Origin of the sequence: Paraburkholderia sp. 31.1 (genome assembly GCF_014397645.1) — a bacterium.
GTDB classification, from domain to species: domain Bacteria; phylum Pseudomonadota; class Gammaproteobacteria; order Burkholderiales; family Burkholderiaceae; genus Paraburkholderia; species Paraburkholderia tuberum.
The window spans coordinates 1-7,426 of record NZ_VZQN01000103.1 but is presented as its reverse complement, the minus strand read 5'-3'; the positions used below and the strand labels follow the sequence as shown (position 1 = coordinate 7,426).

Here is a 7,426-nt window from a genome sequence, read left to right as displayed (position 1 = left end):
CGCCCCATGCATATCCGCCAAATCCAAAGATCCCTGGCTCGGAAAGACTCCGGGCTTGCCGGCCCAACCAGTCTCCGATCAATGGAAAGCGCTTCGGCTTTGCGCTGACGTCGAGGTGCAGATCGTCAACGGCTTTTCCGACCACCATTCTCGACTGCAGGATTTCCATTTCAGCCGTCGCCTCTGTTTTGACGTCGAACATGCTGGAGACGTCGCCCAGCGGGCCTTTTGAATTGTTGGTCGGAATGCTGTCTTCAACCTGCACGAGAATATCGGCCTGGTACACCGACGGCGCGATAAACGCGTAGGCCACGCCCAGGGCGAGCACGCCGCCGGCGATTCCACCGACCAGCCAGCGGTTGGCCATTAGAACGTCGAAATAACGCGAAAGACTTACATCGTTATTCCGGAGCACGGCAGCATTCGTAAGCAGAGAGTTCTGATTCATCGAAACCCCAGGGCGGGTGTACGAAAAGGGTGGAAGCTCGATTTAATGTGCAGGCGATGCGGCGTTGCCAGATCTCGCTTTTTGTCACGGGACGGCAACATTTTCGGTGCTGGCGCTGCGCGCGTCAGTTCGGTGTGCAACGCAATCTGTCAACAATTCCTCTGCTTTGCGCGCCACCAACTTCAGAATAATCGTCTTACCGTACAAAGATAAGACTGCCTAATTCTCCGCTGAACCACCGTTTCCCCGCAGTAGATTTCTCGGTGGAAAATTAGCGTATATTTCAGAAGTATCCAGACTATCTGAAGACGGTCGTCACCTCCGTACGCTAACGCACATCGCTTTTATGGCCGTGACGGCACAATCCCATTCAACGCCGTTAGCTTGGGATGCATATGAAACAATTCATGCGTGAGATATTCACACGCGCGCTGCTTTTCAGTGGAACCCCCGCGGCGATTCGAGCCTTTCTCTGGCGCGATCGCGCCGCGATTCTGCTCTATCACGATCCGTCGCCCGCCACGCTCGAGGCTCATTTTGAGTACCTGAAAGACAAGGTCGAGTTCGTGCCGTTGTCGCAGGCAAATTCGCGAGGTAGTGGTCGCCCGCGCGTGGCCGTCACGTTTGACGACGGCCATATCGGCAATGCAAATCTGCTGCCCGTATTCATCAAGTACGGCGTGTACCCGACCATTTACATCTGCAGCAGTGTCGTGGCGCACGATCGTACTCACTGGTTCCTGCATCCTGTCGCGAGGGATGCAGGTGTGAAGCGGCTGATTCGCATGAAAAACCACGAGCGCCTGGCTGAACTCGACGCGCGAGGCTTTCGTCAGGACTTGCCAGACCCAGCGGCGACGATTAGTGGCCTCAGCGCCGCCCATATTGAAGAGATGCGCCCCTATGTCGACTTTCAGTCTCACACACGCTATCACCCGACACTAACCTTCTGTGACGATGACGAATGCTTTGAAGAGCTTGCGCTATCAAAGTCGGAGGTAGAACGGATCGTAGGTAAGCCTTGCGAGCATTTCGCGTATCCCTATGGCATTTATGGTCCGCGCGAAGTCGAGCTGCTGAAGGCCGCAGGCTACAAGACCGCACGCACGACCGACGTGGGCTGGAATGACGAAGGAAGCGACCCGTTCCGACTCAAGGCGTTCGACATTGACGATGACTCTTCCGTGTCGTGGTTCGCCGCGCAGCTCACGGGCCTGACGTTGGTGCCGCGCTATCTGCGACTGGGACGCGTCAGGCGCCTCGCTCAGCGCATCTTTAGCAGGCCACGTGCATTGAACCAGGCGTAGAAAGCACAGCGCCGCCGCGACAGCTCGCGCAGCGGCGTACGACACCGTCGTGCACCGCGCTGCATCCAACCCAGGGCGGCGAATCGTCACGATAAGGTATTCGCTAATAAAAACACTATCGCGCGCGATCTCGGCTTCGAGCAGAACAAGCGGTCAACGTTCGAGCACCTGTCAATCAAAGGCGCAACCGGACCACCAGTGCATTATTCGTAACGGCCTTATTGTTCCTTATCTCCACGGTTAAAAAGGAAGGCGGCATGCGTAAAATCTTCATCACGTCTCCGGGTACCGCCAATTATCCGGAAATTACTGCCTATCAAAACTATTTTAAAGCGCGCGGCGTGGATGTGGTGGTCGGAACAATCAGCGATTACCGCGCCCTCGATAACAAACGAGATTTCGTGTTGTGGGAAATCATGGGTTTTTATCCGAACCGGTTTGAATCGGACTTTGTCATTCATGACTACCGTTCTCTCTCCGTTGGCGGCTGGCCGGCGATGAAAGACGTCGCGAAGCGGTATTTCAATTGCCAGCCGAATCTGCGGATCTTTCAGAACAAACGGCAACAGGAGATCATGGGTTTCGGTCACGGCGTACCCAGTGTGATCCTGCCCATGGGCGTGCCGAACTGGATCTTCGAGGTACAGGATGGCGGTCAGACCGAAAAGAAAGCTGATTTCTGTTATATCGGCGAAATGAGCGTCGAGCGGGGCTTCGATCGCGTGCTGGAAGCATTTATAAACAACTTTCAGAAGCGCGACGTCTCCCTCCTCCTGGTGGGAAAACCGGACCCGCGCATCTACGAAAGATTTTCGAATACAAAAAATATCATTTTCACTGGGCCGTTGCCGCAGCGTGAGGCGCTGAAGCACGTGGTCGAATCCGATGTTGCGGTGTGCTATTTCCCCTATCACCGGCCGCACTGCTATCAAACGCCGACCAAGCTGCTCGAGTATGCTGCGCTCGGCAAGAAAATCGTGTGCAACGACTCGCCGTCGAATATCAGATGCTGTGAAGAGATGGGAATCCATAGTGTGATCACCACGGCGAACATCTTTGACGGAATCGATGAAGACGCCGCGCGCGGTGCGACAGCGAATCGTCGGACGGACTTCGCAGACCTCATTTGGGACCGGGTGATAGAGCAGTCCAACGTCGCGACATTTCTGCCAACGGATATCAAGCTAACCAACGCTTGACCAATCCATTGACGTGCGACATTTCAACGAATGCGACTCGAACTGCCCTTGGTAGCACTGAGTCAGCCAAAGAGACGACATTTGAACGGTGGTAATGACATGCAGATATTCATTCTTCACCCCGGCAAGGCGAATTATCCTGAGATAGACGCCTACACGAAGTATTTTGTGAGAAACGACTGTAAGGTAACGTCGGGGACACTGGATGATTACAAAAAAGTCAAGAATCCGGAGGAGTACGTTCTCTGGTGCATCATGGGCTTTTACCCCAGGATCCCTGCTGCAAAATACGTTATCCACGATTACCGCTCGCTGTCTGTCGGGCGTAACAGTGCGCTAAAGGACAGCATCAAGAAAACGTTTCAACCGCGGCCCGACCTTCGAATATTTCAGAACGACTCAATGAGTGCAGTCATGGGCTTCCGCGACGGCGTAGATACCGTTTTCCTGCCGATGGGCGTACCAGATTGGATTTTCGCGACGGATGCTGACCGCAACCAGGCGCTTCCGTCGGGAACGTATTGTTATCTGGGCGAGATAACGCGGGAACGCGGCTTTGTCGGCTTCATCAGGGACTTCCTGGCCGCCAAGCGCGACTCGGATACCCTCGTTCTGATTGGGCCTGTTGAAAAGGAAATCTCCGACGCATATCTTCGATCGCCCGGCATCCTGTTCACGGGACGTCTTGCGCAACGCGATGCCCTCGCCGTGGTTCGCAACTGCGAGATTGCTATTTCAACCATCCCGTACAAGCGTCCGTACGACGTGCAGACGCCGACCAAGCTTCTGGAATATGCTGCGCTCGGCAAAAGAATCATCTGCAATGACTCGCCTTCGAATCTGAACGCCGCCGCCAAGTTTGGAATTCAATGTAAAGTAACGGGCCCAGACGTATTCTCTAGCATCTGCAATTTCCACGGCGATATGGTGCCGAAAAATGACCCCTCCACGCTGCTGCATTTACGGTGGACAGATATAATCGCCGCCTCGGGCGTGGAGCGATATCTCGCGCGGCTCTAAAAATTAAAATGGTTTGCGCGATGACACGCGCAAACCATTTCTCAAAAGTCAGTCTCGTCGCGATCGGCGTTCCGTGAACGTTGACTACGGAGTGGTGCTTCGATTCTTGCCGCGCCCCATCGGCACGTTCGGGCCAGTTCTTCGCCCGTCCCGACTGCGCGAATCGATGAAGCGTTGATGGTCACGCGCGTGAAGAGGCTTTTGTCCGCTACTCTTCACTTCGGCAAGAGCACTGTATGCAATCGGTCCCAGACGACGGCTTGCTGCAAATCGCGCAGTAGTCACTCGCTCAGCACCGAACGGCCCTGGCGAACACTTCTCAACTGGGCCGAATAAAGCAGCGCGATGTTGTTGAAGAAACGATCTTCACTGAATCTGTTGCGCGCTTCCTTCTGCGCGCGCCGCAATAAACCTTCACGAAATTTATCCTCGGCTATCATCTTCCGGATCAGCGAAGCCGCTTCCGCAGTCGTCCGATAAAGAACGCCGGTCGAATTGTGACGAATGGTGTCTATATTGCCCGGACAATCTGACGCCACAACGGGTGTGCCGAGCGTCATTGCTTCAATCAGAGAAATCGGCATTCCCTCCCAGGAAGCTGTCGACAAATAGATATCCGCTTGCGCCACAGCCGCGATTACGTCAGCACGCGTAAGCCAACCGGTCACACGCACGCCGGCATCCTCGAGCGTCCTCCTGAGATCTGCGTCGCCGTCGCCGATCCATACGAACTCGACGCCGTCCCGATCAAACGAGCGTGCAATCTCCGCGAACAATCGCGGATTCTTTTGCACACGAATGCCGCCGACAGTCACAATTTTTCGCCTTTTCGTCGATCCGACTTTTCCGGCGCTTTCCAAACGATTGTTGCCCAGGACACTGACAGCCCGATCGATCGCGTTCTCGACCAGTACTGCATCTCGCCGAAGATAGCGGCGAATAGCGGCGCATTCACTCTCGGAGCAGCCCACGTATGTGCAGTTCTTCACACACGCAAGCAACTCCAACGCGGCGAAACAGTATCGCTTCAACCTGCCTATGTCTCGCCGTACGAAAGAGATGCAGTGCGGGCTATAAAGAAGCGCCGTTGACGGCAACGCAAACAAGGTCGACATTCGTCCCAGGAAACCTGCGAATGACGAGTGCAGATGGACGATATCCGGGTTCAATTCGATGAGTTGTTGGCGCAAGACAGACATGATCCGTGCCAATGATGGCCCTTTCATCTGCAGATGCTGCAGGACGACGTCAGAGTGAAACATCGCGCGCAAATTCTTCGGTGTTTCCTCGCGCTCTGAATAGATCACATACACCTCGTGACCTTCCTTGGCGAGGCGCGTCGCAAGCGTGCTCACAACTGCAAGCGTTCCGGTAGCAGTCGATTCGATTACGTGGACCACTCTCATAACATGTTTCTCGTGAATTGCGCAGCAATAGCGGAACACATCGCCGATCGGTCACGGCGATCGGGACGACATGCAATCTACGACAGGGAAAGGGCCCCAGCCGGCTCAGTAGGCGCCGTCTTTCGCGAACACCACTTTGACGGTTCTCAAAAGAATCGACATATCGAATGTCAGCGAGCGGTTCATTGCGTATTTGACGTCGAGCGAAACCCGCGTCGGATAGTCCACATCGTTGCGGCCGCTGACCTGCCATAAGCCTGTCATTCCCGGCTTCAGCGCGAGGTAGTAACGAACATCGCGGCCATATCGCACCAGCTCCTTCTGCACGATAGGACGGGGTCCCACCAGGCTCATATCGCCGCGCAGCACGTTCCATAGTTGCGGCAACTCATCGAGGCTCGTCTTGCGCAGGATGCGGCCAACCGGCGTCACACGAATATCGTTTTTAAGCTTGAAATCGCGGTCCCATTCCGCACGAGCCTGCGGATCGGTTGCGAGCAGTTTGGCGAGAACTTCATCCGAGTTCTTGACCATGGAGCGGAACTTCAGGCACTTGAAAGTACGTCCTCCTCGGCCAATTCTCGGATGACCATATACGGCGTTTCCGTGATCGCTCATGACTGCCAGCGCAATTATCAGAAGAACCGGGAAGAGCAGGATGAGTAGAACCGACGCCCCGCAAACGTCCATCGTTCTCTTCACTGCGTCGTCCCACCTTGCGACGAAGATGTTCTCGCTTTGCGGGTTCGAGTCATCCAGGGCGACCTGTTTTGAATTCGCCTCAAGGCACGCCTCTTCCAGTTTCGGATCCGCGGTGGCGTTGGATTCGAACATACTATCTCCTCAGTTCGGAAACTCGTGGGGAACGATGCCGGCGTAGGCACCCTGCGCTTGCAAAACAGATTTTGGTGTGGAAGTGAATCGTTTAGTGAAGCTAATTTCATTGATTCACTGACGAGTCACGACGAGCGTAACATCTCACTCAAAGACCGAATGTTAGCAATAGCGCATAAAGTCGCCATCGTACAGTTCGATCGAGACACGTCGCCCTTCATCAGGTGCACCAACAGTTCTTCTGCCAATCAAATACGCAGAATTCGAATCATGGCTTCGTTCTTTGATTGGTCTTATCGCCAGGTATCACTCGTAAATATCATGACAAAGCGTTCAGGTCAGACGCATACTTTTTATCAGACGTGTAACCGTTCTCTCTAAAGCTCGTGATTTCGAATTTGTCTAAAGAGAGACGACAGTTTTCATCTTTAGGAAAAAAGAACATTTGATGAAGGAACAACCTGTGTAATGACTGACCGCGGCAAGGTCTATGCGATGACTCGCGCTGCGCATCGAAGTCGCAAGTATCCCGGCTCGGCACTACAAATCGATGTGCGTTCCCGTACATGATCGGACGATTCGCTCATTGCGGAGTTCGACGCGAAGACTTCGTGATATGCCGACAAGCGTGGCGCAACCGGCGTCGGAAATCTGATAGTGAGGCATTGCGCCACACAACAAACTTCAGCTGGGACTGATGCCGAACAAGGGGGCGCATCCTTAGGAAGATTGAGTCGCTCTGTTCGGAAGTGTAGTGTCAGTGCGGGACTCTGACGTCGACACGGTATTCGATGCGCGTGTTCGACATATCCGTGCCGTCAATGCGGTCGCTTCAACAATTGATGTTCATCGGCACACTTAACTCTGACGTTTTCGGACCAATTCCAAGCGACAGCATTTATAGTTGAGAAATGAAACTCACACTTTTCTTTTTATTCGCCGTCTTAACACTTTTGTGTGGGCAGCCGATGTCGGCCTTCGCGAAGAACGGTCGCGCCAAGACAACGAACGCGACTACCGCCACTGCTCAGCAACTCGCGGCGCTGCAGCCGCCGCCCACCGGAAGCGGAAACGACCATTTTGCGATGGACGTGAACTGCAATCTCTGGAGTGCGGATCAGACGGCGCTGAGCGAATGCTCAAAGGACCTGGATCTGATTGCCGGATTGGGCGTGGGTACGGTTCGCCTCGGCGTTTCGTGGGACTTCATGA

5 protein-coding genes and 2 pseudogenes are annotated in these 7,426 nt (G+C 54.3%); 4 read left to right on the top strand and 3 right to left on the bottom strand.

The features are described 5' to 3' along the window. The coding region (locus F6X37_RS35050; RefSeq protein ID WP_262420153.1) for a Wzz/FepE/Etk N-terminal domain-containing protein at positions 1-448 on the bottom strand (448 nt) is incomplete at its 3' end. A 395-nt stretch (positions 449-843) separates the two neighbouring features. Here F6X37_RS35050 and F6X37_RS35045 point away from each other — a divergent pair. The 3 genes from F6X37_RS35045 (at position 844) to F6X37_RS35035 (ending at position 3,974) form a co-directional block, all read left to right on the top strand. Next, on the top strand, positions 844-1,755 hold the full coding sequence (locus tag F6X37_RS35045) for a polysaccharide deacetylase family protein (protein ID WP_187614581.1): 912 nt from the start codon (positions 844-846) through the stop codon (positions 1,753-1,755). Between the two features lie 257 nt (positions 1,756-2,012). Next, positions 2,013-2,954 carry a glycosyltransferase gene (locus F6X37_RS35040; protein ID WP_187614580.1) on the top strand — a complete coding sequence of 314 codons (942 nt, stop codon included), beginning with the start codon at positions 2,013-2,015 and terminating at the stop codon, positions 2,952-2,954. Positions 2,955-3,053: 99 nt separating this feature from the next. Then, a complete protein-coding gene (locus F6X37_RS35035) occupies positions 3,054-3,974 on the top strand; it encodes a glycosyltransferase (protein ID WP_187614579.1) in 921 nt (306 codons plus the stop codon). A 281-nt stretch (positions 3,975-4,255) separates the two neighbouring features. Here F6X37_RS35035 and F6X37_RS35030 read toward each other — a convergent pair whose 3' ends face one another. Beyond that, positions 4,256-5,380: a glycosyltransferase gene (locus F6X37_RS35030; RefSeq protein ID WP_187614578.1), complete on the bottom strand. Its 1,125-nt coding sequence runs from the start codon at positions 5,378-5,380 to the stop codon at positions 4,256-4,258. A 105-nt stretch (positions 5,381-5,485) separates the two neighbouring features. Beyond that, a pseudogene (locus F6X37_RS35025) lies at positions 5,486-6,082 on the bottom strand (sugar transferase); the annotation flags it as partial. Between the two features lie 1,100 nt (positions 6,083-7,182). On the opposite strand from F6X37_RS35025, the pseudogene F6X37_RS35020 reads away from it, so the two are divergent. Further along, positions 7,183-7,426 (top strand): annotated as a pseudogene (locus F6X37_RS35020) (hypothetical protein); the annotation flags it as partial.